This is a genomic window from Neisseria sp. P0009.S007, from assembly GCF_051962515.1.
This window is the reverse complement of sequence record NZ_JBQCVF010000550.1, coordinates 1-1001: the sequence shown is the minus strand read 5'-3', so window position 1 is coordinate 1001 and position 1001 is coordinate 1. Positions and strand designations below refer to the sequence as shown.

Sequence of the window (1001 nt, the reverse complement as noted above, 5' to 3'; positions counted from 1 at the left end):
GTCAATTGTTTGGTAATCAGTTTTTTCAGCGGCGGGAAGTTATTGCTTGCACGCAATACCAAACCGCGCAGCAGTTTTGCCGGAGCAGTTTCATTGGTAAAGAGTTTCAGCAACATATTGGTGCCGTGGTAAATCGGATGGGCGTGGAACATATGCTTGGTGCTGTATTTTTCCAGCAGGCTCTTCGCACCAATATCCTGACCACGTTGCTCGGCTTCGAGAACCAATTTAGCCAAAAGATCGGCACTTGCCAGACCCAAGTTGAAACCGTGCGCAGTCACCGGATGCATACCGACTGCGGCATCGCCGATCAACGCGCTGCGTTTGCCGTAGAAACGTTGGGCAATCATGCCGACCAAAGGATAATTGTGAATGGTGCTGACCAATTCCATATCGCCCAAACGGCCTTTGAGTTGCTCTTTCACGCTGGCCGCCAATTCTTCCGGCGACATGTTTTTAATCGTTTCGGCCTTATCGCTGTCCACCGTAATCACTGTATTGGTCAAATGCTCTTCCAAAGGCAGCAACGCAATGGTGCGACCGTAGTGGAAGCATTCATATGCGGTATGCAGGTTGGACAGAGTATGCTTCATGCGGCACACAAACATGGTGCGGCTGTAATCGTGCATATCGGAAGAAATGCCCAATTGGCGGCGCGTTTGCGAGAAGCGGCTATCGGCGGCCAACAACAGACGGCCGGTCAATACTTCGCCGCTTTCCAAAATGACTTGCGCCTCATCGTCAGAAGTTTTGACTTCTTTAACATTGGTGCCGGTCAGAATTTTGACGTTGTCCAATTTGGACACGACTTCATAAGCGGCTTTACGGATATTGTGATTGGAAATCAAATAGCCCAAGCAGTCCGCAGGCTCGCCGCGCGCCTGAGTCGGTTGCGGGAAGTGGAGCTGGTAATCGGAATGGCCATTCAACACTTTGGCATCGCGCAAAGGATAAATTTCGTCTTTTGGAATCAAATCCCACATACCCAATCGCTGCATGAT

1 protein-coding gene is annotated in these 1001 nt (G+C 50.2%); it reads right to left on the bottom strand.

Annotation, left to right across the window (positions count from 1 at the left end):
* On the bottom strand, window positions 1-1001 hold a 1001-nt coding region (gene ubiM, locus ACTHS3_RS14720; RefSeq protein ID WP_440368336.1), incomplete at both ends, for a 5-demethoxyubiquinol-8 5-hydroxylase UbiM.